The 24,583-nt window shown below is 61.0% G+C and carries 22 protein-coding genes, 1 other RNA gene and 1 pseudogene; 20 read left to right on the top strand and 4 right to left on the bottom strand.

Going from position 1 to position 24,583, the window contains the following annotated elements:
- Nucleotides 1–26 precede the first annotated feature (26 nt).
- Nucleotides 27–644, top strand: a complete 618-nt coding sequence (locus tag ACZ9BE_RS19450; protein WP_007961620.1) for a glutathione S-transferase N-terminal domain-containing protein — start codon at nucleotides 27–29, stop codon at nucleotides 642–644.
- A gap of 16 nt (nucleotides 645–660) precedes the next feature.
- Entirely contained in the window at nucleotides 661–1,074 is a 414-nt protein-coding gene (locus ACZ9BE_RS19445; RefSeq protein ID WP_016773263.1) for a ClpXP protease specificity-enhancing factor, read from the top strand.
- A 153-nt stretch (nucleotides 1,075–1,227) separates the two neighbouring features.
- On the opposite strand, the gene ACZ9BE_RS19440 is transcribed toward ACZ9BE_RS19445, so the two are convergent.
- The 4 genes from ACZ9BE_RS19440 to ACZ9BE_RS19425 form a co-directional block, all read right to left on the bottom strand.
- A complete protein-coding gene (locus ACZ9BE_RS19440; RefSeq protein ID WP_024014250.1) occupies nucleotides 1,228–1,806 on the bottom strand; it encodes a BON domain-containing protein in 579 nt (192 codons plus the stop codon).
- Complete coding sequence (locus ACZ9BE_RS19435; protein WP_008082788.1) at nucleotides 1,803–2,396, bottom strand: phosphoheptose isomerase; 594 nt, start codon at nucleotides 2,394–2,396, stop codon at nucleotides 1,803–1,805. Before ACZ9BE_RS19435 ends, ACZ9BE_RS19440 begins: the two co-directional genes overlap by 4 nt.
- Before the next feature lie 101 nt (nucleotides 2,397–2,497).
- Nucleotides 2,498–2,860, bottom strand: coding sequence for a YraN family protein (locus tag ACZ9BE_RS19430; RefSeq protein WP_122603711.1), 363 nt, complete (start codon nucleotides 2,858–2,860; stop codon nucleotides 2,498–2,500).
- Nucleotides 2,860–4,671: a penicillin-binding protein activator gene (locus tag ACZ9BE_RS19425; RefSeq protein WP_016773266.1), complete on the bottom strand. Its 1,812-nt coding sequence runs from the start codon at nucleotides 4,669–4,671 to the stop codon at nucleotides 2,860–2,862. Before ACZ9BE_RS19425 ends, ACZ9BE_RS19430 begins: the two co-directional genes overlap by 1 nt.
- A 177-nt stretch (nucleotides 4,672–4,848) precedes the next feature.
- Between ACZ9BE_RS19425 and rsmI the strand changes: the two genes are divergently transcribed.
- From rsmI to lpxC, 18 genes and pseudogenes are all read left to right on the top strand, one after another.
- A complete protein-coding gene (rsmI, locus tag ACZ9BE_RS19420) occupies nucleotides 4,849–5,754 on the top strand; it encodes a 16S rRNA (cytidine(1402)-2'-O)-methyltransferase (RefSeq protein ID WP_016773267.1) in 906 nt (301 codons plus the stop codon).
- A gap of 73 nt (nucleotides 5,755–5,827) precedes the next feature.
- An RNA gene (rnpB, locus tag ACZ9BE_RS19415) (RNase P RNA component class A) lies at nucleotides 5,828–6,181 on the top strand.
- Between the two features lie 402 nt (nucleotides 6,182–6,583).
- Nucleotides 6,584–7,039 carry a division/cell wall cluster transcriptional repressor MraZ gene (mraZ, locus tag ACZ9BE_RS19410; protein ID WP_007917012.1) on the top strand — a complete coding sequence of 152 codons (456 nt, stop codon included), beginning with the start codon at nucleotides 6,584–6,586 and terminating at the stop codon, nucleotides 7,037–7,039.
- Nucleotides 7,036–7,984 (top strand): annotated as a pseudogene (rsmH, locus tag ACZ9BE_RS19405) (16S rRNA (cytosine(1402)-N(4))-methyltransferase RsmH). The gene mraZ and the pseudogene rsmH overlap by 4 nt, the downstream one beginning before the upstream one ends.
- Nucleotides 7,981–8,274: a cell division protein FtsL gene (ftsL, locus tag ACZ9BE_RS19400; RefSeq protein WP_016773269.1), complete on the top strand. Its 294-nt coding sequence runs from the start codon at nucleotides 7,981–7,983 to the stop codon at nucleotides 8,272–8,274. The pseudogene rsmH and the gene ftsL overlap by 4 nt, the downstream one beginning before the upstream one ends.
- Nucleotides 8,274–10,013 carry a peptidoglycan D,D-transpeptidase FtsI family protein gene (locus ACZ9BE_RS19395; protein ID WP_174823877.1) on the top strand — a complete coding sequence of 580 codons (1,740 nt, stop codon included), beginning with the start codon at nucleotides 8,274–8,276 and terminating at the stop codon, nucleotides 10,011–10,013. The genes ftsL and ACZ9BE_RS19395 overlap by 1 nt, the downstream gene beginning before the upstream one ends.
- Entirely contained in the window at nucleotides 10,013–11,476 is a 1,464-nt protein-coding gene (locus ACZ9BE_RS19390) for a UDP-N-acetylmuramoyl-L-alanyl-D-glutamate--2,6-diaminopimelate ligase (protein WP_039761379.1), read from the top strand. The genes ACZ9BE_RS19395 and ACZ9BE_RS19390 overlap by 1 nt, the downstream gene beginning before the upstream one ends.
- Nucleotides 11,469–12,836 (top strand): UDP-N-acetylmuramoyl-tripeptide--D-alanyl-D-alanine ligase, encoded by a 1,368-nt coding sequence (locus tag ACZ9BE_RS19385; protein ID WP_423665168.1) that lies wholly within the window; start codon nucleotides 11,469–11,471, stop codon nucleotides 12,834–12,836. The genes ACZ9BE_RS19390 and ACZ9BE_RS19385 overlap by 8 nt, the downstream gene beginning before the upstream one ends.
- Entirely contained in the window at nucleotides 12,836–13,918 is a 1,083-nt protein-coding gene (gene mraY, locus ACZ9BE_RS19380; protein ID WP_016773275.1) for a phospho-N-acetylmuramoyl-pentapeptide-transferase, read from the top strand. Before ACZ9BE_RS19385 ends, mraY begins: the two co-directional genes overlap by 1 nt.
- Nucleotides 13,919–13,923: 5 nt before the next feature.
- A complete protein-coding gene (gene murD / locus ACZ9BE_RS19375; protein ID WP_476249830.1) occupies nucleotides 13,924–15,270 on the top strand; it encodes a UDP-N-acetylmuramoyl-L-alanine--D-glutamate ligase in 1,347 nt (448 codons plus the stop codon).
- The gene (gene ftsW, locus ACZ9BE_RS19370; protein WP_016773276.1) at nucleotides 15,267–16,484 is read left to right on the top strand and encodes a putative lipid II flippase FtsW; all 1,218 of its coding nucleotides are present in this window, start codon (nucleotides 15,267–15,269) and stop codon (nucleotides 16,482–16,484) included. The genes murD and ftsW overlap by 4 nt, the downstream gene beginning before the upstream one ends.
- Nucleotides 16,474–17,544 carry an undecaprenyldiphospho-muramoylpentapeptide beta-N-acetylglucosaminyltransferase gene (gene murG, locus ACZ9BE_RS19365; RefSeq protein ID WP_353188635.1) on the top strand — a complete coding sequence of 357 codons (1,071 nt, stop codon included), beginning with the start codon at nucleotides 16,474–16,476 and terminating at the stop codon, nucleotides 17,542–17,544. The genes ftsW and murG overlap by 11 nt, the downstream gene beginning before the upstream one ends.
- The gene (gene murC, locus ACZ9BE_RS19360; protein WP_024014243.1) at nucleotides 17,537–18,997 is read left to right on the top strand and encodes a UDP-N-acetylmuramate--L-alanine ligase; all 1,461 of its coding nucleotides are present in this window, start codon (nucleotides 17,537–17,539) and stop codon (nucleotides 18,995–18,997) included. Before murG ends, murC begins: the two co-directional genes overlap by 8 nt.
- Nucleotides 18,994–19,968, top strand: a complete 975-nt coding sequence (locus tag ACZ9BE_RS19355; protein WP_476249829.1) for a D-alanine--D-alanine ligase — start codon at nucleotides 18,994–18,996, stop codon at nucleotides 19,966–19,968. Before murC ends, ACZ9BE_RS19355 begins: the two co-directional genes overlap by 4 nt.
- 4 nt (nucleotides 19,969–19,972) lie before the next feature.
- On the top strand, nucleotides 19,973–20,839 hold the full coding sequence (locus ACZ9BE_RS19350) for a cell division protein FtsQ/DivIB (RefSeq protein ID WP_039761388.1): 867 nt from the start codon (nucleotides 19,973–19,975) through the stop codon (nucleotides 20,837–20,839).
- Nucleotides 20,840–20,854: 15 nt separating this feature from the next.
- Nucleotides 20,855–22,114, top strand: a complete 1,260-nt coding sequence (gene ftsA, locus ACZ9BE_RS19345) for a cell division protein FtsA (protein ID WP_016773282.1) — start codon at nucleotides 20,855–20,857, stop codon at nucleotides 22,112–22,114.
- 105 nt (nucleotides 22,115–22,219) lie between these two features.
- Entirely contained in the window at nucleotides 22,220–23,416 is a 1,197-nt protein-coding gene (gene ftsZ, locus ACZ9BE_RS19340; RefSeq protein WP_016773283.1) for a cell division protein FtsZ, read from the top strand.
- A gap of 112 nt (nucleotides 23,417–23,528) precedes the next feature.
- A complete protein-coding gene (lpxC, locus tag ACZ9BE_RS19335; protein WP_007916984.1) occupies nucleotides 23,529–24,440 on the top strand; it encodes a UDP-3-O-acyl-N-acetylglucosamine deacetylase in 912 nt (303 codons plus the stop codon).
- Nucleotides 24,441–24,583 lie beyond the last annotated feature (143 nt).

Here is a 24,583-nt window from a genome sequence, read left to right as displayed (position 1 = left end):
AAATTCAACAAGCGAGGAGGATCGCCATGGGCGTGACCAATCGGTTGGCCTGTTACTCCGACCCCGCCGACCACTATTCCCACCGAGTGCGCATCGTGCTTGCAGAGAAGGGTGTCAGCGCCGAAATCATCTACGTGGAAGCGGGCCGCCAGCCGCCTAAACTGATTGAGGTGAACCCTTACGGCAGTCTGCCGACGCTGGTCGATCGTGACCTGGCGTTGTGGGAGTCGACCGTGGTGATGGAGTATCTGGATGAGCGTTACCCGCACCCGCCGCTGATGCCGGTTTATCCGGTGGCGCGGGCCAACAGTCGTCTGCTGATCCACAGGATTCAGCGTGACTGGTGCGGGCTGGTGGATCTGATTCTGGATCCCAAGAGCAAAGAGGCTGCACGGGTTGTGGCGCGCAAGGAACTGCGCGAAAGCCTGACCGGCGTTTCGCCGCTGTTTGCCGACAAACCGTTCTTCCTCAGTGAGGAACAAAGTCTGGTGGATTGCTGCCTATTACCCATACTCTGGCGTTTGCCGATTCTGGGTATTGAACTGCCGCGGCCGGCCAAGCCGCTGCTTGATTATATGGAGCGTCAGTTTGCGCGTGAGGCTTTCCAGGCAAGTCTGTCTGGTGTCGAACGCGATATGCGCTAAGGCTTAAGGAGCCGCTATGAACTCCAGTCGACCTTATCTGGTCCGCGCGCTCTACGAGTGGATTGTGGATAACGATTGCACCCCGCACATGCTGGTCAACTCCGAGTACCCGGCGGTGCAGGTGCCACAGGGTTTTGCCAGTGACGGCCAGATCGTCCTGAACATCTCGCCCAGTGCCGTGCGTCATCTGCACATGGACAACGACGTGGTGACGTTCGAAGGCCGCTTCGGCGGTGTTCCGCACAGTCTCTACGTGCCGATCAGCGCGATCCTGGGCATCTACGCCCGGGAGAACGGCCAGGGCATGGTGTTTGACCTCGAGTTGCCGATGGACGACGAGGAAGACATTGATCCGGATGACGACTCGCCGCCACCGGGCAGCGAGCCGCCACGTCCGAGTGGCCGGCCAAGCTTGAAGGTTGTGAAATAAAAAAAGGCGATCCGGATGGATCGCCTTTTTTGTGTCTGCATTGGTCGTGTAGGAGCTGCCGGAGGCTGCGATCTTTTGATTTTTAAAAGCAAGATCAAAAGATCGCAGCCTCGTTGCACTCGTCAGCTCCTACACAACTCCTGCGTAATCAGGTCAGTCGATGTATTCGAACAGCTTCACGATCTTCTGCACACCGGACACACCCTGAACCAGATTGGTTGCCTGAGTGGCTTCCTGTTTGGTCAGCAGGCCCAGCAGATAGACGATGCCATTCTCGGTCACGACCTTGATACGCGAGCCAGGAATGCTGGCGTCGGTGAGCATCTGGGTCTTGATCTTGGTGGTCAGCCACGCGTCGTTCTGGCGCGCGAGCAGGGAGGACGGTTGCAGCACTTGCAGTTCGTTGTGCACCTTCTTCACGCGCTGGACGTTGGCGGCGGCCTGTTCGGCTTTGGCCTTGAGGTCTTCGCGCGGAGTCTGGCCGGCGAGCAGGACCACGCCGTTGAAGCTGGTGATGACAATGTGCGAGTCGTTGTCCAGTGCCGGATCGGCCTTGGCGATGTTCACGCCCGCTTTGGTTTCGATCAGCGAGTCGTCGATCTTGCTGCCGAAGGTGCGCGTGCCACGGTCGTCTTCGATCGGCGCTTCACGGCTGGCATTCACCACCGAAGTGCAGCCGCTGATGCCGAGGCACAGGGTCAAGGCCAGAAGGCCAAGGCGATTAGGGGTCATTCTTCACTCCCGAACAGTTGGCTGTCGATCAGATCGCAAAGGCAATGGATCGCCAGCAAGTGGACTTCCTGAATACGTGCAGTGACGTTGGCCGGTACGCGAATCTCGACGTCCTCGGGCAACAGCAGCGACGCCATGCCGCCGCCATCGCGTCCGGTCAAAGCTACGACAATCATTTCGCGATCATGTGCGGCCTGGATCGCTTGAATAATGTTCGCCGAGTTGCCGCTGGTCGAAATCGCCAGCAATACATCGCCCGGCTGGCCGAGGGCGCGGATCTGCTTGGAGAACACTTCGTTGTAGCTGTAATCGTTGGCGATCGAGGTGATCGTCGAAGTGTCGGTGGTCAGCGCAATCGCCGGCAGGCTCGGACGCTCGCGCTCGAAGCGGTTGAGCAGCTCCGAAGAAAAATGCTGGGCATCGCCGGCCGAACCACCGTTGCCGCACGAGAGCATTTTGCCTTCGTTGAGCAGGGCGTTGACCATGATCTGGCTGGCTTGCTCGATGTGCGGTGCAAGTACGTCCATCGCCTGTTGCTTGGTGTCGATACTGGCCTGGAAAAGCTGGCGAATTCGGGATTGCATGTCCATCTGTGTGACCTTAAGTGGCGCGGCTGTTCGGCACGTGAATGTGCAGCCGGCAAAGCAAAGAGCAAAATGTGTCGGACGAAAACAGGGCAGGGTGCAGGCGATCAACTGTCGAAAGCATTCTGCAACCAGTTCAGCTGATTCGGGTGGCTGTCGATCGCCACCACATCGAAGCGGCAGGGGGAATTGGCCCAACGCGACTCGCGCTGAAGAAAATACTGTGCTGCAAAGATCAGTTTCTGCTGCTTGCGCTCGTCGATACTGGCGAGCGCGCCACCCCATTGAGTGTTTTTTCTGTAGCGAACTTCAACGAATACTACTGTATCGCCATCAAGCATGACCAGATCAAGCTCGCCGCGTTTGCATAACCAGTTCTGCGCCAACAGGTGCAGACCTTGTTGTTGCAGATGTTCGAGCGCTTGGCGCTCGGCATCCTTGCCGCTTTGCGAGCGTGACCTGTCGGGCATCAGCGCGGTGTGTCCGGCAGGCGCTGCACCTGACCGCTGACGAACTGTGCCCATGGCAGCTGGCGCACTACGCGTTGGGTCTGGGTCATGCCGAGGCTGCCCGACTGACCTTCGATGCGGCTGTCCGGCAGGGCCTTGAGTTGGCCCAGACGCGGTGCCAGGCGATAGGCGTCGGCGCCCATGGCGTACAGGCGACCGAGGCTGCCATTGGCTTGCGGCCATTGCGCAGCCACCTGCTGGCGCAGCGGATCGCTGGTTTCCAGCAGCCATGGGGTTTCGCAGAAGCGAATGCCGTTCATGTCGTTGTACTGATTGACGTCGCCGCTGGCGCTGTACACGTGGGAAGTCGCGTAGACCGGCACGTCACCGGCGTACTGGAAGTTCAGGGTCGGCTTGATCTGCTGGGCCTGTTGCGGCGTGGCGGCCAAGAAGATGAATTCGATGTCCTGGCGACGCGAAGGCTGGGCGGCGACATTGGTGCCGGCAACATTCTGCAGGCTCTTGGCGCGAGCTTCGCTCTGACGCAGCTGGAACATGTCGGCGATCTGCTGGGCCAGTTGCACCGGCTGATCGACACGCTCGGTGGCAACGATACTGCCGCCATTGGCTTGCCAGTCCTGGCTGAAGGCACGCAGGACGCGATCGCCCCATTCGCCCTTCGGCACCATGATCGCGGCGCGATGCAGGCCGTCGGCACGAGCGCGACGGGAAACTTCGCGAGCTTCGTCTTCAGCAGCGAGACCGAACTGGAACAGTTGCGCCGGGCCTTGCTCGCCTTCGCTGTAGTTCAGCGCCAGGGTGGTGATCGGCAGTTGCGGGCGAGTGCTCAGTTGCTTGACCAGTGGTTTTTCCAGTGGGCCGACTACCAGTTGCACGCCGTCAGCCTGGGCCTTGCGATAGAACTCGTCCATCGAGGTCAGCTTCGAGCTGTCGTAGAACTCGATGGCAGGTGGGTTCTGGCCGGCCTGTTGCGCCTGATAATGCGCGGCCATGAAGCCTTCACGCAGCGCTTTGCCGACCGACGCCAATTGGCCGTCCTGTGGCAGCAGCAGGGCGATTTTGCTCAGTGGCTGGCTGGCCAGTTCCTTGAGTTTGGTCAATGGCAGCGGCAGGTTGACAGCCGCCGGGTGCTTTGGATTCTGCGCACGCCAGTTGTCGATTGCGGCTTGTTGCTGTTCCAGCGTGCCTGCGGTTTTCACCGCTTGCGCCAGAGCCATCCAACCGCCGAGATCGTCGGTGTTGTTCGGTTGCAATTGATCGGTTGGCAGCGACGCGATCAGGGTCCAGATCGCTTCGTGGTTCTTGCTCGCCGCTTCGCCTTCCAGCATCGGTGCAATGAACACACGCTCACGGGCAGCGGCCAGCGTCTGGCCATCGGCTTCAAGGGCGCGGGCGTGAACAGTGCCAGTGCGCACTTGCTGCTCTTCCGGCATTTCGCTGAGCTTCTGGAAGCTCGGATGGCTCAGGGCGGTCAGCGCAGCTTTAGGCTGATTGCGCGTCATGGCCAGTTCGGCGGACAGCGTATTGGCGAAAATCTGCTGGCCTGGCTTGAGTTGCTCCACCGGCACTTGTTGCAGGATTTGCGCGGACTGGCCGGCATTGCCTTGGCGATAAGCCTGGTCTGCTGCGCTCAGGCGCAGCAGGGCGGCTTGTTCCGGGGTTTTAGCCTGGGCAGCCTGTTCGAGCAGTTGCTCGATGCTGGCGTCCGGAGTCCGTGGAAGTTCGCCAAGGCTGGAGGAAGGGGAGCTGGCACACGCGGCCAACAAGGCAGCGAGGCAGAGGGCAGTGAACAGCCGCAGGCAAGCGATCATGTAAGTGTTCCTGATACTCGATCAAATTAGCGTGGAATTGTACCCAAGCACTGGCCGGGGCGCGATGTTACTGGCGTGAATCGGTCAATTTAGCTGGAGTAAATGTTGCGGCAGCGCACAACCGGGCGAAAAACCGCACTCGGCGGGAGCGCATCGCAAGCCTCATGACGCGCTACAATGGCCGCTTTTACCGATCACGAGGTGTGCGCTTTGACTGCTCCAGGTCCTTTGAATTCCGCTGCTGGCTCGCTTTATGTGGTGGCGACGCCCATCGGCAACCTGGACGACATCAGCGCCCGGGCCTTGAAAATCCTGCGTGAAGTGGCGCTGATTGCAGCGGAAGACACCCGGCATTCGGCGCGCCTGATGCAGCACTTCGGCATCGGTACGCCGCTGGCCGCATGTCACGAACACAACGAACGGGATGAGGGTAGCCGCTTTATTACCCGATTGCTGGCGGGCGACAACGTCGCGCTGATCTCCGATGCCGGCACGCCGCTTATCTCCGATCCGGGTTATCACCTGGTGCGTCAGGCCCGTGCCGCCGGCATCAACGTGGTGCCGGTGCCGGGTGCCTGCGCTTTGATCGCGGCGCTGTCGGCGGCGGGATTGCCGTCCGACCGTTTTATCTTCGAAGGTTTCCTGCCGGCCAAGTCGGTCGGACGCAAAGCGCGTCTGGAAGCGGTTAAAGAAGAACCGCGCACGCTGATTTTCTATGAAGCGCCGCATCGCATTCTCGAATGCCTGCAGGATATGGAAGCAGTGTTTGGCGGCGAGCGTCAGGCTCTGCTGGCGCGGGAAATCACCAAAACCTTCGAAACCCTCAAAGGCCTGCCGCTCAGCGAACTGCGTGCGTTCGTCGAGTCCGACAGCAATCAGCAGCGCGGCGAGTGCGTGGTTCTGGTGGCCGGCTGGACGGCGCCGGAGTCGGAGGACGCGGTCAGCAGCGAAGCCATGCGCATCCTCGATTTGCTGCTTGAGGAAATGCCGCTCAAGCGCGCCGCCGCACTGGCAGCGCAAATCACTGGCGAGCGCAAAAACGTGTTGTATCAGGTGGCGCTGGATAAACAGAAAGGCGTGTAAGCCGTCGCCCATGGCGTTCCTGAGGGTTTTAGCGCTTGTTCTTCCGGCGCTCTGCCGTTAACCTTCGCGGCGGAGAGTCGATCGGACAGTCGCTGCCCTCTATGAAAATTAGGGGGGGGAGGAAAGTCCGGGCTCCATAGGGCGAAGTGCCAGGTAATGCCTGGGAGGCGTGAGCCTACGGAAAGTGCCACAGAAAATAACCGCCTAAGCGCGCAAGCGCCGGTAAGGGTGAAAAGGTGCGGTAAGAGCGCACCGCACGTCTGGCAACAGTTCGTGGCTAGGTAAACCCCACTTGGAGCAAGACCAAATAGGGTCCCAAGGCGTGGCCCGCGCTGGGACCGGGTAGGTTGCTAAAGATGTCCAGTGATGGCCATCGTAGACGAATGACTGTTCAAGACAGAACCCGGCTTACAGATCGACTCTCCACCTTTTTCTTTCCCTGCTTGAAACAAAAAAGACGCGGCTGTGTAATATCAGCCGGCCTGGTCTGAAATTCCGGCAGCGGCAAACGCGGTAATAGCCTTTTCCCACCCTGCTTCAATCAACAGCCGAAGCGCCTTTGTAATACCGAAAAAATCTTACTCTTAACAAACTACTTTAACTTTCGAGCGCAGCTTTCAGTGCTGCATCAAGTTATTGACCAAAACTTCACGTCAGATTCTCGTTGAGCCTCCTTTTACGTCGCTAAATCTCCGTTCTGTAAGGCTTTTCCTTTAATCCGCGCCTTGACGGTGTGGTGGGCGCATTCCTATAGTGTGCGCAAGTGGCGGAAAGTGGCATGAAGTGGGTTTTTTGAGCTCAAAACGATAAAAATTGGAGAAACGCTGACGTGTTTCGCGGAGCTAACGCTATCAGTCTCGATGCAAAGGGCCGTCTCGCCATGCCGAGCCGGTACCGTGACGAGCTCGATTCGCGCAGTTCCGGCCAATTGATCGTGACCATTGATGCCGTTGATCCGTGCCTGTGTGTCTATCCGCTCGATGAGTGGGAAATTATTGAAACCAAGTTGCGCGCACTCCCTTCGCTTCGCGAAGAGAACCGTCGCCTGCAACGTTTATTGATTGGTAATGCCGTCGACCTCGAACTCGATGGCAGTGGTCGTTTCCTGGTTCCGCCGCGTTTGCGCGAATACGCCAAGCTCGATAAGCGCGCGATGCTGGTCGGCCAACTGAACAAGTTCCAATTGTGGGACGAGGATGCATGGAATGCGGTATCTGCCGCTGACCTTGCTGCTATTCAACAACCGGGCGCGATGCCTGATGAACTGCGTGATTTGATCCTGTGACTATTGATAGCGGCTTTAACCACATCACCGTACTGCTTGACGAAGCCGTCGAGGCTCTCGCCGTACGTCCTGATGGCTGCTATCTGGACGGCACGTTCGGGCGCGGCGGGCACAGCCGGTTGATCCTCAGCCAGCTCGGGCCGGACGGTCGACTCATCGGATTCGACAAGGATCCTCAAGCGATTGCCACCGGGCAAACGCTAGCGGCCGAAGACGGCCGCTTTGTCGTTGTGCAGCGCAGCTTTGCCGAGCTCGGTTCGGTGGTTGCCGAGCAAGGCCTGACCGGCAAGGTCAGCGGCATTCTGCTCGACCTCGGCGTGTCGTCGCCGCAGCTCGATGACGCCGAGCGCGGCTTCAGTTTCCTCAATGACGGGCCGCTGGACATGCGCATGGATCCGTCCCGTGGCATCAGCGCTGCCGAATTCGTCAACACCCGCGCCGGTGGAAGAAATCGCCCGGGTGTTCAAGGAATATGGCGAAGAACGTTTCTCCGGGCGTATGGCCCGTGCCGTCGCCGAGCGTCGTGACATCAAGCCGTTTGAGCGCACCGCCGATCTGGCCGAAGTGCTGAAAGTCGCCAACCCGGCGTGGGAAAAGGGCAAGAACCCGGCCACCCGCGCGTTCCAGGGGTTGCGCATTCACGTCAACAACGAACTCGGCGATCTGGAGGCCGGTCTCGACGCCGCACTGGAAGCGCTGGAAGTTGGCGGCCGTCTGGTGGTCATCAGCTTCCACTCGCTGGAAGACCGCATCGTCAAACTGTTCATGCGCAAGCTGGTGAAAGGCGAAGTCGACAACCTGCCGCGCAACCTGCCGGTTCGCCACGTCGCCTTCGAACCGAAAATCAAAATCCACGGCAAAGCGCAGACGGCCTCCGACGCCGAACTCAAAGCCAACCCACGTTCCCGTAGCGCCGTCATGCGTGTCGCGGAGAAGTTGCGGTGAGCAAGCTTTTCGCCAAACCACTGCCCGGCGGCAGCTTTCTGATGCTGCTGCTGTTTATCGGCGTGCTGTTTTCGGCCATTGCCGTGTCGTACAGCGCGCACTGGAACCGGCAGTTGCTCAACACCCTTTATAACGAACTCAGCGTGCGCGACAAGGCGCAGGCCGAGTGGGGCCGCTTGATTCTCGAGCAGAGCACCTGGACTGCGCACAGCCGCATCGAAGTGCTGGCCACCGAACAACTGAAGATGCACATACCTGGCGCGGCTGACGTGAAGATGGTGGCGCCATGATGAAACTCGAAGGCGCGCTGTTCCCATGGCGCTTCCGCCTGATGGTGGCGCTGCTCGGTCTGATGGTCGCGGCGATCTGCTGGCGCATCATCGACCTGCAAGTGGTCGACCGTGACTTCCTCAAAGGGCAGGGCGATGCGCGCAGCCTGCGGCATATTCCGATTCCGGCGCACCGTGGCCTGATCACCGACCGTAACGGCGAGCCTCTGGCTGTCAGTACCCCAGTGACCACGCTGTGGGCCAACGCCAAGGAAATGCAGTCGGCCAAAGAGAAGTGGCCGGCACTCGCCGCCGCGCTGGGCCAGAACCCGAAAGCCCTGAGCGAGCGACTCGAAGCCCAGGCCAACAAAGAATTCATTTACCTGGTGCGCGGGCTGACCCCCGAGCAGGGTCAGGCTGTGCTCGATCTGAAAGTGCCGGGCGTCTATGGCATCGAAGAATTCCGCCGCTTCTACCCGGCCGGTGAAGTCACCGCGCACATGGTCGGCTTTACCGACATCGACGATCACGGTCGCGAAGGCGTCGAGCTCGCCTATGACGAATGGCTGGCCGGGGTGCCGGGCAAACGACAAGTCATCAAGGATCGCCGTGGCCGGTTGATCAAGGATGTTCAAGTCACCAAGAACGCCAAGGCCGGCAAGCCCTTGGCGTTGTCGATTGACCTGCGTCTGCAATACCTGGCCAACCGCGAGCTGCGCAACGCGATCATCGAAAACGGCGCTAAGGCCGGCAGTCTGGTGATCATGGACGTAAAGACCGGCGAGATCCTGGCCATGGTCAACCAGCCGACCTACAACCCGAACAACCGTCGCAACCTGCAACCGGCGATGATGCGCAACCGCGCCATGATCGACGTGTTCGAGCCGGGTTCGACCATGAAAGCCATTTCCATGAGCGCGGCAATCGAAACCGGCCGCTGGAAACCGAGCGACACCGTCGAGGTGTATCCGGGCTCGTTGCAGATCGGCAAATACACCATTAAAGACGTGTCGAAGACCGAAGGGCCAGTGCTCGATCTGACCGGCATCCTGATCAATTCCAGTAACGTCGGCATGAGTAAGGTCGCCTTCGATATCGGCGGCGAAACCATTTTCCGTCTCGCGCAGAAAGTCGGCCTCGGTCAGGACACCGGCCTGGGCTTCCCCGGCGAACGTGTCGGCAATCTGCCCAACTACCGCGAATGGCGCAAGGCTGAAACTGCAACCTTGTCTTACGGCTATGGTATTTCCGTGACCGCGATCCAGTTGGTGCACGCGTTCTCGGCACTGGCCAACAACGGTCGTCTCGCGCCGCTGACGCTGATCAAAACCGACAAGATGCCGCAGACCACCCAAGTGCTGCCGGAAGCCGTGGCGAAAACCATGCAGGGCATGTTGCAGCAGGTAATCGAAGCGCCGCGCGGCGTGTTCCGTGCGCAGGTGCCGGCTTATCACGTCGGCGGCAAGTCGGGTACCGCGCGCAAGACTTCGGTCGGCACCAAGGGCTACGCAGAAAACTCCTACCGTTCGCTGTTCGCCGGCTTCGGCCCGATGAGCGATCCGCGTTACGCCATCGTTGTGGTGATCGATGAACCGACCAAGGCCGGGTACTTCGGTGGTCTGGTGTCCGCGCCGGTGTTCAGCCGTGTGATGTCCGGCACCCTGCGTCTGATGAACGTGACCCCGGACAACCTGCCGACCACCCAACAGGCCAACGCCACCCCGGTCGTTCCGCTGAAAGCCAATGGAGGGCGCGGCTGATGTCATTAAGTCTGAACAAGATATTTCCCCACGCCGGCCACGATCTGTTGATCCGTGAACTGGCGCTGGACAGCCGCAACGTGCGCGCCGGCGATCTGTTTCTCGCCGTGCCCGGTGGCCGCTTCGATGGCCGTGCGCACATCGCCGATGCCTTGCAACGCGGCGCGGCTGCCGTGGCTTATGAAGTCGAAGGCGCCACCGTGCTGCCGATCACTGACGTGCCGCTGATTCCGGTCAAGGGTCTGGCGGCGCAACTTTCGGACATTGCCGGGCGTTTTTACGGTGAGCCGAGTCATCACCTGAACCTGATCGGTGTCACCGGCACCAATGGCAAGACCAGCGTGACCCAATTGGTCGCGCAGGCGCTGGATCTGCTCGGCCAGCATTGCGGCATCGTCGGTACGCTGGGTTCCGGTTTCTACGGCGCGCTTGAAAGCGGCCTGCACACCACGCCGAACCCGATTGCCGTGCAAGCGACCCTGGGTGACCTGAAAAAGGCCGGTGCCAAAGCCGTGGCCATGGAAGTCTCGTCCCACGGTCTGGATCAGGGCCGGGTCACCGCGCTGGCGTTCGACGTGGCGGTGATGACCAACCTGTCCCGCGATCATCTGGATTATCACGGCACCATGCAGGCGTACGCCGAGGCCAAGGCCAAGCTGTTCGCCTGGAATGACCTCAAGTGCCGCGTGGTCAATCTCGACGACGATTTCGGCCGGCAACTGGCGGCGGAAAAGCGCGAGTCGCGTTTGATCACCTACAGTCTGCTCGACAGCAGTGCCTACCTGTTCTGCCGCGAAGCGCAGTTCGACGACCATGGTGTACGCGCCACGCTGGTCACGCCGCAGGGCGAGCATCACCTGCGCAGTACGCTGCTTGGTCGTTTCAACCTGAGTAACGTGCTGGCCGCAGTCGGCGCCTTGCTCGGTCTGGATTACGCCCTCGACGAAATTCTCAAGGTGCTGCCGAAGCTCGAAGGCCCGGCCGGTCGCATGCAGCGTCTGGGTGGTGGCACGCAGCCGTTGGTGGTGGTCGATTACGCCCACACCCCGGATGCACTGGAAAAAGTTCTCACAGCACTGCGCCCGCACGTAAAAGGCCAATTGCTGTGCCTGTTCGGCTGCGGCGGTGATCGCGATCGCGGCAAACGTCCGTTGATGGCCGAAGTGGTCGAGCGTCTGGCTGACCAGGTGTTGGTCACCGACGACAACCCGCGCACCGAAGATCCTGCGGTGATTTTCGACGACATCCGCGCCGGTTTCACCGCTGTGGATAAAGTCACTTTCGTCGCCGGTCGCGGCCAGGCCATCGCACAACTTATCGCCGGCGCGACCGCTGACGACGTGATTGTTCTCGCCGGCAAAGGTCACGAGGACTATCAGGAAATCAACGGCGTGCGCCATGCCTTCTCCGATCTGGTCGAGGCTGATCATGCTCTGACCGCGTGGGAGGTGGCCCATGCTTAAGGCTCTGACACTTAGTGAACTGACCAACGCCCTCGAAGCCCGTTTGATCGGCGCTGACGCGAGTTTCGACGGCGTCAGTATCGACAGCCGCGCCATTCAGCCCGGCCAGTTGTTCATCGCCCTGACCGGCCCGCGTTTCGACGGTCATGACTACCTTAACGACGTCGCTGGCAAAGGCGCCGTCGCTGCATTGGTCGAGCGTGAAGTCGCCGACAGCGCGTTGCCGCAATTGCTGGTCAAGGACACCCGTCAGGCCCTCGGCCAACTCGGCGCGTTGAACCGTGCTGCGTTCACCCAGCCAGTGGCGGCGGTGACCGGTTCCAGTGGCAAGACCACGGTCAAGGAAATGCTCGCGAGCATCCTGCGCACGCGCGGTCCGGTGCTGGCGACCCGTGGCAATCTGAACAACGACCTCGGCGTGCCGCTGACCCTGATCGAACTGGCGCCGGAACACACCTCGGCTGTCATCGAACTGGGCGCTTCACGTCTGGGCGAGATCGCTTACACCGTCGGCCTGACCAAGCCGCACGTAGCGATCCTGAACAACGCCGGCACCGCTCACGTCGGTGAGTTCGGCGGTCCGGAAAAAATCGTCGAAGCCAAAGGTGAAATCATCGAAGGCCTGGCCGCCGATGGCATCGCCGTGCTCAACCTCGATGACAAGGCCTTCGGTATCTGGAGGACCCGCGCTGCCGGTCGTCAGGTGCTGACCTTCGCCCTGAGCAACAGCGAGGCGAATTTCCACGCCAGCGATCTGGCCACTGATGCCCGCGGTTGCCCGGCGTTCAACCTGCACACCCCTGAAGGTAGCGAGCGCGTGCAACTGAACCTGCTCGGTACCCATAACGTCGCCAATGCCCTGGCTGCCGCCGCTGCTGCCCACGCCTTGGGCGTGTCGCTGTTCGGCATCGCCACCGGGCTGGGCGCGGTGCAACCGGTCAAGGGGCGCACCGTCGCGCAACTGGCGAAAAACGGCATGCGCGTGATCGATGACACCTACAACGCAAACCCCACCTCGATGTGCGCGGCCGTTGATATACTCGCCGGCTTTTCCGGCCGCACCGTCCTGGTGCTCGGCGATATCGGCGAGTTGGGCGACTGGGCGGAGCAGGGGCACCGCGACGTGGGCGAGTACGCCCGAGGCAAGGTTTCTGCGCTTTACGCGGTCGGGCCGAACATGGTCCACGCGGTAAACGCTTTCGGTGAGCAGGCGCAGCACTTCGGCACCCAGGCCGAGCTGATCCAGGCCCTCGCCGCCGAGCAGGACACAAACACCACCATTTTGATCAAGGGTTCGCGCAGCGCAGCGATGGAAAACATCGTTGCGGCTCTGTGCGGGTCCAGTCTGGAGAAACATTAATGCTGCTGCTGCTAGCGGAGTATCTGCAACAGTTCTACAAAGGCTTCGCGGTCTTCCAGTACCTGACCCTGCGCGGGATTCTCGGTGTGCTGACCGCGCTGGTCTTGTCGCTGTGCTATGGCCCGTGGATGATCCGTACTCTGCAGAACCGTCAGATCGGCCAATCGGTGCGCAACGACGGCCCGCAATCGCACCTGTCCAAATCCGGCACCCCGACCATGGGGGGCGCGCTGATTCTATCGTCGATCGGCGTTAGCACCTTGCTCTGGGCTGACCTGAGCAACCGCTACGTCTGGGTGGTGCTGTTGGTGACCCTGCTGTTCGGCGCCATCGGCTGGGTCGACGATTATCGCAAAGTCATCGAGAAGAACTCCCGTGGCCTGCCGAGCCGCTGGAAGTATTTCTGGCAGTCGGTGTTCGGTCTCGGCGCTGCGATCTTCCTTTATATGACTGCCGCGACGCCGGTGGAAACCACACTGATCCTGCCGATGCTCAAGGACTACAGCATTCCGCTGGGCGCCGGGTTCATCGTGCTGACCTACTTCGTCATTGTCGGCTCGAGCAACGCGGTCAACCTGACTGACGGCCTCGACGGCCTGGCGATCATGCCGACGGTGATGGTCGGCGGCGGTCTGGGGATTTTCTGCTACCTGTCGGGTAACGTGAAATTCGCCGAGTATTTGCTGATTCCTTACGTACCGGGTGCGGGCGAGCTGATTGTGTTCTGCGGTGCGCTGATCGGTGCCGGTCTCGGTTTTCTCTGGTTCAACACCTATCCGGCGCAAGTGTTCATGGGCGACGTCGGTGCCCTGGCACTCGGTGCGGCACTGGGCACCATCGCGGTGATCGTTCGTCAGGAAATCGTCCTGTTCATCATGGGCGGCGTGTTCGTGATGGAAACCCTGTCAGTGGTCATTCAGGTTGCCTCCTTTAAGCTGACCGGTCGCCGCGTGTTCCGCATGGCGCCGATTCACCACCACTTTGAACTCAAGGGCTGGCCTGAGCCGCGCGTGATCGTCCGTTTCTGGATCATCACCGTGATTCTCGTCCTGGTCGGCCTTGCCACCCTGAAGCTGAGGTAGAACGAGTGTCTCTGATCGCTTCTGACCACTTCCGCATCGTTGTCGGCCTCGGCAAGAGCGGCATGTCCCTGGTTCGCTTCCTGGCGAACCGGGGCACGTCGTTTGCTGTGGCCGACACGCGGGAAAATCCACCGGAACTGGCCATGCTCAAGCGTGACTATCCGCACGTGGAAGTGCGTTGTGGCGAGCTGGACGTCGAATTCCTCTGCCGTGCCGACGAGCTCTACGTGAGCCCCGGCCTGGCGCTGGCGACCCCGGCCCTGCAAGCCGCCGCTGCCCGTGGCGTGAAAATGTCTGGCGACATCGAGTTGTTCGCGCGTTACGCGCGGGCGCCGATCGTCGCGATCACCGGCTCCAACGCGAAAAGCACCGTGACCACGCTGGTCGGTGAGATGGCGGCTGCGGCCGGCAAGCGCGTCGCCGTTGGCGGCAACCTAGGCACGCCGGCGCTGGATCTGCTCAGCGACGATGTCGAGTTGTACGTCATGGAGTTGTCGAGTTTCCAGCTGGAAACCACCGACCAGCTCAACGCCGAAGTCGCCACCGTACTGAACATCAGCGAAGACCACATGGATCGCTACAGCGGTCTGCCAGCCTATCACCTGGCCAAGCACCGGATCTTCCGGGGCGCGAAGCAGTTTGTGGTCAACCGTCAGGACGCCCTAAGCCGTCCATTGATCGGCGAAGGCCAGCCATGCTGGACCTTTGGCCTGAGCAAACCGGATTTCAAAGCGTTCGGCATTCGCGAAGAAGACGGCGAGAAGTACCTCGCCTTCGAATTCCAGAACCTGATGCCCGTGCGTGAACTGAAGATTCGCGGTGCGCATAACCAGTCCAACGCGCTCGCCGCATTGGCACTGGGTCACGCTGTGGGTCTGCCGTTCGACGCCATGCTCTCTGCATTGCGTACGTTTGCCGGCCTCGAGCATCGTTGCCAGTGGGTGCGCGATCTCGACGGCGTGGCCTATTACAACGACTCCAAAGCCACCAACGTTGGCGCCGCTCTGGCCGCGATCGAAGGCCTCGGTGCGGACATCGACGGCAAGGTCATTCTGATCGCCGGCGGTGACGGCAAAGGCGCCGAATTCAACGATCTGCGCGATCCGGTGGCGGCCAACTGCCGCGCTGTGGTCCTGATGGGCCGCGACTCCGACAAGATCGGCGCAGCCATTGGCGATGCCGTGCCGCTGATCCGCGCGACCTCGCTGGTCGACGCCGTCGCGCAATGCCGCGCAGCTGCCCAGCCGGGTGACGTGGTGCTGCTGTCGCCGGCCTGCGCCAGTTTCGACATGTTCAAGAATTACGAAGACCGTGGTCACCGGTTCGTCCGCGCTGTGGAGGAACTGGCATGAACCTGAGAAACATCATCAAGCCGTACCCGTCGCCGCTGATCACCGGGCGTGGCATCGACCTCGACTTCCCGATGCTCGCCGGTTGCCTGGCGCTGCTCGGTCTCGGCCTGATCATGATCGCCTCGGCGTCCACCGAAGTGGCGGCGGCGCAGTCGGGCAGTCCGCTGTATTACATGATTCGCCACCTTATCTATGTGGTGCTGGGTCTGGGCGCGTGCATTGTCACCATGATGATCCCGATCGCCACTTGGCAGCGCCTCGGCTGGATGATGCTGATCGGTGCGTTCGGCCTGTTGGTGATGGTGATCATCCCCGGCATCGGCCGCGAAGTGAACGGTTCGATGCGCTGGATCGGTTTCAGCTTCTTCAACGTGCAGCCGTCGGAAATCGCCAAGGTGTTCGTGGTGATCTACCTCGCCGGTTATCTGGTGCGCCGGCAGAAAGAAGTGCGCGAGAGCTGGATGGGCTTCTTCAAGCCGTTCATCGTCCTGCTGCCGATGGCGGGTCTGTTGCTGATGGAACCGGACTTCGGTGCCACCGTAGTCATGATGGGCGCGGCGGCGGCGATGCTGTTCCTTGGCGGGGTCGGGCTGTTCCGCTTCTCGCTGATGGTGGTGCTGGCGGTTGGCGCGGTGGTTTTGCTGATCCAGATGCAGCCGTATCGAATGGCGCGTCTGACCAACTTCGCCGACCCGTGGGCCGACCAGTTCGGCGCCGGTTATCAGTTGTCGCAGGCCTTGATCGCTTTCGGTCGCGGCGAGTGGCTGGGCGTCGGCCTGGGCAACAGCGTGCAGAAACAGTTTTATCTGCCGGAAGCGCATACCGACTTCGTGTTTTCGGTACTTGCCGAAGAACTGGGCGCCGTGGGTTCGTTGTGCACCGTCGCGCTGTTCGTGTTCGTGTGTATTCGCGGCATGTACATCGGCCTGTGGGCGGAGAAGGCCAAGCAGTTCTTTGCCGCTTACGTGGCTTACGGCTTGTCGTTCCTGTGGATTGGTCAGTTCCTGATCAACATCGGTGTGAACGTCGGCCTGCTGCCAACCAAGGGTCTGACCTTGCCGTTCCTCAGTTACGGCGGCAGCTCGCTGGTGATCTGCTGCGCCTGTCTGGGCCTGTTGCTGCGCATCGAGTGGGAGAGTCGAACCCACCTGGGCAGCGAAGAGATGGAATTCCAGGAGAGCGACTTCGCCGAGGAGCCGACTCATGGGCGCTAACGTATTGATCATGGCCGGCGGTACCGGCGGCCACGTGTTCCCGGCGCTGGCCTGTGCCCGCGAGTTTCAGGCGCGCGGCTACACCGTGCACTGGCTCGGCACGCCACGGGGGATCGAAAACGAACTGGTCCCGGCGGCTGGGCTTGAACTGCACCGGATCAACGCCAGCGGTCTGCGTGGCAAGGGCAAGCTGTCGCTGCTCAAGGCGCCGCTGATGCTGCTGAAATCGGTGTGGCAGGCGCGGGCGATCATGCGCCGCCTGAAACCGGTGTGCGTGGTTGGCTTTGGCGGATATGTGACCGGCCCTGGTGGTCTTGCCGCGAAACTGGCTGGCGTGCCGGTGATCGTTCACGAGCAGAACGCTGTCGCCGGCACCGCCAATCGGTTGCTGGTGCCGTTCGCCGCCCGAGTGTGTGAAGCGTTCCCCGACACCTTTACTCTGTCGGACAGCCGCCGTACCACCGGTAATCCGGTGCGCAGCGAGCTGTTCCTCGAGACATCGCGACCGGCGCTGACCGGGCGCAAAGCGCGTTTGCTGATCCTTGGCGGCAGCCTGGGCGCAGAACCGTTGAACAAATTGCTGCCTGAAGCCCTGGCCCAAGTCGCTCCCGACCTGCGCCCGGAAGTGTTTCATCAGGCCGGCAAAAATCACGATGAAGTGACTGCCGAGCGTTACCGCGCCGTGGGTGTGGAAGCGCAGGTGCAGCCGTTCATCAAAGACATGGCCCAGGCCTATGGCTGGGCTGACCTGGTGGTGTGCCGCGCTGGCGCGTTGACCATCAGTGAGCTGGCGGCCGCCGGTCTGCCCTCGATGCTGGTGCCCTTGCCCCACGCGATCGACGATCACCAGACCCGCAACGCCGATTATTTGGCCCGCGAAGGCGCTGCCTTCCTGATGCCGCAAAGAACGACTGGTGCCGCGGATCTTGCCGCGCGCCTGACAGAGGTCTTGATGCAACCGCAACGACTCGAAGCAATGGCCCAAGCGGCCCGCCGACTGGCCAAACCCGATGCCACCCGTAGCGTGGTCGATACCTGTCTGGAGGTGGCCCATGGTTGAGAATCAGAAAGCCATGCCACAACCGGAAATGCGCCGCATCCGTCGCATCCACTTCGTCGGCATCGGCGGCGTGGGCATGTGCGGTATCGCTGAAGTGTTGTTGAACCTGGGCTATCAAGTCTCCGGTTCCGACCTGAAAGCCTCGCCGGTCACCGAGCGCCTGGAAACCTTCGGCGCGCAGATCTTCATCGGTCACCGTGCCGAGAACGCCGCTACCGCCGACGTGCTGGTGGTGTCGAGCGCGGTAAACACGTCCAACCCGGAAGTGGCGACTGCCCTTGAGCGCCGCATTCCAGTGGTGCCGCGCGCAGAAATGCTCGCCGAGCTGATGCGCTATCGCCACGGCATCGCCGTCGCCGGTACCCACGGCAAAACCACCACCACCAGCCTGATCGCTTCGGTGTTCGCGGCCGGTGGTCTGGACCCGACATTCGTGATTGGTGGTCGTCTGAACGCAGCGGGCACCAATGCCCAGCTTGGCACCAGCCGTTACCTGATCGCCGAAGCCGACGAAAGCGATGCGAGCTTCCTGCATCTGCAGCCGCTGGTGGCCGTGGTCACCAACATCGACGCCGACCACATGGCGACCTACGACGGTGACTTCAACAAACTGAAGAAAACCTTCGTCGAATTCCTGCACAACCTGCCGTTCTACGGTTTGGCGGTGATGTGCCTGGACGATCCGGTGGTGCGCGAAATCCTGCCGCTGGTCAAGCGTCCGACCGTGACCTACGGCTTCAGCGAAGACGCCGATGTGCGCGCGATCAATGTCCGTCAGCAGGGCATGCAGACCTTCTTCACCGTCCTGCGCCCGGATCGCGAGCCGCTGGACGTGTCGGTGAACATGCCCGGCAACCACAACGTGCTCAACTCGCTGGCGACCATCTGCATCGCCACCGACGAAGGCGTCAGCGATGAAGCCATCGTTCAGGGCCTGTCGGGCTTCCAGGGTGTTGGCCGACGCTTCCAGGTCTACGGTGAACTGCCGGTGGACGGCGGCAACGTGATGCTGGTCGACGACTACGGTCACCACCCGACCGAAGTCGCTGCGGTGATCAAAGCCGTGCGCGGTGGCTGGCCGGAGCGTCGTCTGGTGATGGTCTACCAGCCGCACCGCTACAGCCGCACCCGTGATCTGTACGACGACTTCGTCAATGTACTGGCCGACGCCAACGTGCTGCTGCTGATGGAAGTCTATCCGGCCGGCGAAGAGCCGATCCCGGGCGCCGACAGCCGCAAGCTGTGCAACAGCATCCGCCAGCGCGGTCAGCTCGACCCGATCTACATCGAGCGTGGCGTTGACCTGGCGCCGTTGGTCAAGCCGCTGCTGCGCGCCGGCGACATTCTGCTGTGCCAGGGCGCTGGTGATATCGGCGGTCTCGCGCCGAAGCTGTTGAAAAGTGAATTGTTCGCCGGCGCCGTGGCGGCGCCGGTCGAGGGGAAGTTGAAATGACTGCTGCCTACGCCAATCTGTTCTCCACCATCGCGCCGAAAGACTTCGGCCGCGTCGCCGTGCTCTTCGGCGGCCTGAGTGCCGAGCGTGAGGTTTCGCTGAAATCCGGCAACGCCGTGCTCGAGGCGCTGCAAAGCGCTGGCGTCGATGCGTTCGGCATCGATGTCGGTGAAGACTTCCTGCGGCGTCTGCTCAGCGAAAAGATCGACCGCGCGTTCATCATTCTCCACGGTCGCGGCGGTGAAGACGGCAGCATGCAGGGCCTGCTCGAGTGCGCGGGCATCCCTTACACCGGCAGCGGCATTCTTGCTTCCGCACTGGCGATGGACAAACTGCGCACCAAGCAGGTCTGGCACAGTCTCGGGATTCCGACGCCGCGTCACGCCGTGCTGTGCAGCGAAGCCGATTGTATTTCCGCAGCGACGGAACTGGGCCTGCCTTTGATCGTCAAACCGGCGCATGAAGGTTCAAGTATCGGGATGGCCAAAGTGAATTCTGCGTCCGAGTTGATCGACGCATGGAAAGCGGCCAGTACCTACGATTCGCAAGTGTTGGTCGAGCAATGGATTCAAGGTCCGGAGTTCACCATCGCCACCCTGCGTGACCAGGTGTTGCCTCCAATCGCCCTGGGTACACCGCACACATTTTACGACTACGACGCCAAGTACATCGCCAACGATACCCAGTACCGCATTCCGAGCGGGCTGGATGCGGCCAAGGAACAGGAACTCATGGAACTCACGGCCAAGGCCTGTGAGGCGCTGGGTATCGCCGGTTGGGGCCGGGCGGACGTGATGCAGGACGCCGACGGGCAGTTCTGGTTCCTCGAAGTCAATACCGCACCGGGCATGACCGATCACAGCCTGGTGCCGATGGCGGCGCGGGCTGCCGGTCTGGATTTCCAGCAACTGGTTCTGGCCATTCTGGCCGCCAGCGTTGAAGACGCAGGCGCAACAGAGGCGCGAGGTTAAGACCATGCAAGGCGCTCATCTCAGACATCAGCCACCCGCACCCGGCCGCAAGCCGGTGCCGCGGGGTGCCAGCCGAATGGTGGCGAAAGAGCCGATGTCCGCGCGCCTGCCGAAAGCCAATTTCAGCTTTCTGAAAAGCCTGTTCTGGCCAGTGCTGCTGGTGGCGCTGGGCTTTGGCACCTACGAAGGCGCGCAGCGTCTGCTGCCGTACGCCGACCGGCCGATCAGCAAGATCGCGGTGCAGGGCGACTTGAGCTACATCAGCCAGCAGGCGGTGCAGCAGCGGATCGCGCCGTTCGTGGCGTCGAGCTTCTTCACCATCGATCTCGCCGGTATGCGTACCGAGCTCGAGCAGATGCCGTGGATCGCCCACGCCGAAGTGCGTCGGGTGTGGCCGGATCAGGTGGTGATCCGCCTGGAAGAGCAATTGCCGGTGGCGCGTTGGGGCGACGAGTCGTTGCTCAACAACCAGGGCCAGGCGTTCACGCCCAAGGAACTGGCGAACTACGAACACCTGCCGCAGCTGTTCGGCCCACAACGGGCTCAGCAGCAGGTGATGCAGCAGTATCAGGTGCTGAGCCAGATGTTGCGCCCGCTGGGTTTTTCGATTGCACGCCTGGAATTGCGTGAACGCGGCAGCTGGTTCCTGACCACCGGTGCCGGCAGTTCCGGCCCCGGCATAGAGTTGCTGCTGGGACGCGGCAACCTGGTGGAAAAGATGCGCCGCTTTATCGCCATCTATGACAAGACGCTGAAAGAGCAGATTACGAACATTGCGCGCATCGATCTGCGCTACGCCAACGGCCTCGCTGTTGGCTGGCGGGAACCCGTAGCGCCGACGACAGCCCAACCCGCTGTCGCAAAGAATTAAGAAGAGGCAGGACCCATGGCAAACGTGCAAAGCGGCAAAATGATCGTCGGTCTGGATATCGGCACCTCCAAAGTGGTGGCGCTGGTAGGCGAGGTCGCGGACGACGGCCAGCTGGAAATCGTCGGGATCGGCACGCATCCGTCCCGCGGCCTGAAGAAGGGCGTGGTGGTCAACATCGAATCCACCGTGCAGTCGATCCAGCGCGCGATCGAAGAAGCCCAACTGATGGCCGGCTGCCGCATTCACTCGGCGTTCGTCGGCGTTGCGGGCAATCACATCCGCAGCCTGAACTCCCACGGCATCGTCGCGATCCGTGATCGCGAAGTCAGCTCGGCCGACCTTGAGCGTGTGCTCGACGCCGCTCAGGCCGTAGCGATCCCGGCTGACCAGCGCGTGCTGCACACCCTGCCGCAGGATTACGTGATCGATAACCAGGAAGGCGTGCGCGAGCCGCTGGGCATGTCCGGCGTGCGTCTGGAAGCCAAGGTTCACGTGGTCACCTGCGCCGTCAACGCTGCTCAGAACATTGAAAAATGCGTGCGTCGCTGCGGTCTGGAAATCGACGACATCATTCTCGAGCAACTGGCCTCGGCCTACTCGGTGCTGACCGACGACGAGAAAGAACTGGGCGTGTGCCTGGTCGACATCGGCGGCGGCACCACCGACATCGCGATCTTCACCGAAGGCGCGATCCGTCACACCGCGGTGATCCCGATTGCCGGTGATCAAGTGACCAACGACATCGCCATGGCGTTGCGCACCCCGACCCAGTACGCCGAAGAGATCAAGATCCGTTATGCCTGCGCCCTGGCCAAACTGGCCGGTGCCGGTGAAACCATCAAGGTGCCGAGCGTTGGCGACCGTCCACCGCGTGAGCTGTCGCGTCAGGCCTTGGCCGAAGTGGTCGAGCCGCGTTACGACGAACTGTTCACCCTGATCCAGGCCGAGCTGCGTCGCAGCGGCTACGAAGACCTGATCCCGGCGGGCATCGTGCTCACCGGCGGTACGTCGAAAATGGAAGGCGCCACTGAACTGGCCGAAGAAATCTTCCACATGCCGGTGCGCCTCGGTGTACCGCATGGCGTGAAAGGTCTGGATGACGTGGTGCGCAACCCGATTTATTCCACTGGCGTCGGCTTGTTGATGTACGGCCTGCAAAAGCAGTCCGATGGAGTTTCGTTCTCCGGCATCGGCAGCCGCGACAGCTACAGCAGCGAAGAGCCTCAGGCGCCGCTGCTGGACCGACTGAAAAAGTGGGTTCAGGGCAATTTTTAAAAAAGCAGCTTGGAGCGACAAGCTTCAAGCGGCAAGCAACTGCAGTAGATACACCGCAACAAACAGCAGTAGGCGAAAAAACTAGAGAATGTAAGGAGAGGGAAAATGTTCGAACTCGTAGACAACATCCCCGCAAGCCCGGTAATCAAAGTTATCGGTGTCGGCGGTGGCGGCGGCAACGCTGTCAATCACATGGTCAAGAGCAACATCGAAGGCGTTGAGTTCATCTGCGCCAACACCGATGCTCAAGCGCTGAAAAACATCGGCGCGCGGACCATCCTGCAACTGGGCACCGGCGTGACCAAGGGCCTGGGTGCCGGCGCCAATCCTGAAGTCGGCCGTCAAGCCGCTCTGGAAGACCGTGAGCGCATCGCTGAAGTGCTGGCCGGCACCAACATGGTGTTCATCACCACCGGCATGGGCGGCGGTACCGGTACCGGTGCAGCGCCGATCATCGCCGAAGTGGCCAAGGAAATGGGCATCCTGACCGTTGCGGTCGTGACGCGTCCGTTCCCGTTCGAAGGCCGCAAGCGTATGCAGATTGCCGACGAAGGCATTCGCATGCTTTCGGAAAGCGTCGACTCGCTGATCACCATTCCGAACGAAAAACTGCTTACCATCCTCGGCAAAGACGCAAGCCTCTTGTCGGCTTTCGCCAAGGCTGACGATGTTCTTGCCGGTGCCGTTCGCGGTATCTCCGACATCATCAAGCGTCCGGGCATGATCAACGTCGACTTCGCCGACGTACGCACCGTGATGAGCGAAATGGGCATGGCGATGATGGGTACTGGCTGCGCCAGCGGTCCGAACCGTGCACGTGAAGCTACCGAAGCGGCAATCCGCAACCCGCTGCTGGAAGACGTCAACCTGCAAGGCGCGCGCGGCATTCTGGTGAACATCACCGCCGGTCCTGACCTGTCCCTGGGTGAGTACTCCGACGTGGGTTCGATCATCGAAGCCTTCGCTTCCGAGCACGCGATGGTCAAGGTCGGTACCGTCATCGATCCGGACATGCGCGACGAGCTGCACGTAACCGTAGTTGCCACCGGTCTGGGCGCGAAAATCGAGAAGCCTGTAAAGGTCATCGACAACACCGTTCACACCTCCATGGCCTCGGCGCAGGTGCAACAACCGGCTCCGGCCCGTCAGGAGCAGCCAGCGGTGAACTACCGTGATCTGGACCGTCCGACCGTCATGCGCAACCAGGCTCAGGCCGGTGCTGCGGCTGCCGCGAAGATGAATCCGCAGGATGACCTGGATTACCTGGACATTCCGGCATTCCTGCGTCGTCAGGCCGATTGATGGAATGTATCAGGGCTATGAAGGTGATTGGTGTTCAGCAAAGGCATGGTCTGCTATCATCGCCAGCCTTTGTTGATACCAGTTCGCAATTTGCGCTGAAGCGGCCCAAGCCATGATTAAACAACGCACACTGAAAAATATTATCCGTGCCACAGGTGTAGGCCTGCATTCCGGCGAGAAGGTCTATCTGACCCTCAAGCCTGCGCCTGTCGACACTGGCATTGTGTTTTGTCGCGCTGACCTCGACCCTGTGGTGCAGATTCCTGCCCGCGCGGAAAACGTCGGTGAAACCACTATGTCGACGACGCTGATCAATGGCGACGTCAAAGTGGACACGGTAGAGCACTTGCTCTCGGCCATGGCTGGCCTGGGCATCGATAACGCCTACGTCGAGCTCTCCGCGTCCGAAGTCCCGATCATGGATGGCAGCGCTGGACCCTTCGTATTCCTGATTCAATCGGCAGGCCTGGAAGAACAGGACGCCGCCAAGAAATTCATCCGCATCCTGCGTGAAGTGACAGTGGAAGACGGCGACAAGCGCGCCACTTTCGTCCCTTTCGAAGGCTTCAAGGTGAGCTTCGAGATCGATTTCGATCACCCGGTATTCCGGGACCGCACCCAGAGTGCAAGCGTGGATTTTTCCAGCACTTCGTTCGTAAAAGAAGTCAGCCGCGCCCGTACCTTTGGTTTCATGAGTGACATCGAGTACCTGCGCAAGCACAACCTCGCACTCGGCGGCAGCGTGGAAAACGCGATCGTGGTCGACGCTGATGGCGTGTTGAACGAAGACGGTCTTCGTTATGAAGACGAATTCGTGAAGCACAAGATCCTCGATGCGATTGGCGACCTGTACCTGCTGGGCAACAGCCTGATTGGTGAGTTCAAAGGCTTCAAGTCCGGTCATGCACTGAACAACCAGCTGCTGCGCAAATTGATTGAGCAGACAGATGCTTGGGAAGTGGTGACGTTCGAAGACGCCAGCACCGCACCAATCTCTTACATGCGCCCGGTTGCGGCGGTGTAAGTAAAAAACCTCTCTAGTTTTTTGAAGGCCATCCTCGGATGGCCTTTTTTTATGCCCTTTCAAAAGCAAAAGATCGCAGCCTTCGGCAGCTCCTACAGGGATACCGCATTTCAGATGTAGGAGCTGCCGAAGGCTGCGATCTT

It is taken from the genome of Pseudomonas sp. TE9122, assembly GCF_056278925.1.
Note: the sequence above shows the minus strand (reverse complement) of the source record. Positions and strands in the feature narration are given on the sequence as shown.

Bases quoted from the DNA above. Each gene is read 5' to 3' on its own strand.
- ACZ9BE_RS19450 (WP_007961620.1), top strand. From the start codon at position 27: ATGGGCGTGACCAATCGGTTGGCCTGTTACTCCGACCCCGCCGACCAC.
- ACZ9BE_RS19445 (WP_016773263.1), top strand. From the start codon at position 661: ATGAACTCCAGTCGACCTTATCTGGTCCGCGCGCTCTACGAGTGGATT.
- ACZ9BE_RS19440 (WP_024014250.1), bottom strand. From the start codon at position 1,806: ATGACCCCTAATCGCCTTGGCCTTCTGGCCTTGACCCTGTGCCTCGGC.
- ACZ9BE_RS19435 (WP_008082788.1), bottom strand. From the start codon at position 2,396: ATGGACATGCAATCCCGAATTCGCCAGCTTTTCCAGGCCAGTATCGAC.
- ACZ9BE_RS19430 (WP_122603711.1), bottom strand. From the start codon at position 2,860: ATGCCCGACAGGTCACGCTCGCAAAGCGGCAAGGATGCCGAGCGCCAA.
- ACZ9BE_RS19425 (WP_016773266.1), bottom strand. From the start codon at position 4,671: ATGATCGCTTGCCTGCGGCTGTTCACTGCCCTCTGCCTCGCTGCCTTG.
- rsmI (WP_016773267.1), top strand. From the start codon at position 4,849: ATGGCCGCTTTTACCGATCACGAGGTGTGCGCTTTGACTGCTCCAGGT.
- ACZ9BE_RS19395 (WP_174823877.1), top strand. From the start codon at position 8,274: ATGAAACTCGAAGGCGCGCTGTTCCCATGGCGCTTCCGCCTGATGGTG.
- ACZ9BE_RS19390 (WP_039761379.1), top strand. From the start codon at position 10,013: ATGTCATTAAGTCTGAACAAGATATTTCCCCACGCCGGCCACGATCTG.
- ACZ9BE_RS19385 (WP_423665168.1), top strand. From the start codon at position 11,469: ATGCTTAAGGCTCTGACACTTAGTGAACTGACCAACGCCCTCGAAGCC.
- mraY (WP_016773275.1), top strand. From the start codon at position 12,836: ATGCTGCTGCTGCTAGCGGAGTATCTGCAACAGTTCTACAAAGGCTTC.
- ftsW (WP_016773276.1), top strand. From the start codon at position 15,267: ATGAACCTGAGAAACATCATCAAGCCGTACCCGTCGCCGCTGATCACC.
- murG (WP_353188635.1), top strand. From the start codon at position 16,474: ATGGGCGCTAACGTATTGATCATGGCCGGCGGTACCGGCGGCCACGTG.
- murC (WP_024014243.1), top strand. From the start codon at position 17,537: ATGGTTGAGAATCAGAAAGCCATGCCACAACCGGAAATGCGCCGCATC.
- ACZ9BE_RS19355 (WP_476249829.1), top strand. From the start codon at position 18,994: ATGACTGCTGCCTACGCCAATCTGTTCTCCACCATCGCGCCGAAAGAC.
- ACZ9BE_RS19350 (WP_039761388.1), top strand. From the start codon at position 19,973: ATGCAAGGCGCTCATCTCAGACATCAGCCACCCGCACCCGGCCGCAAG.
- ftsA (WP_016773282.1), top strand. From the start codon at position 20,855: ATGGCAAACGTGCAAAGCGGCAAAATGATCGTCGGTCTGGATATCGGC.
- ftsZ (WP_016773283.1), top strand. From the start codon at position 22,220: ATGTTCGAACTCGTAGACAACATCCCCGCAAGCCCGGTAATCAAAGTT.
- lpxC (WP_007916984.1), top strand. From the start codon at position 23,529: ATGATTAAACAACGCACACTGAAAAATATTATCCGTGCCACAGGTGTA.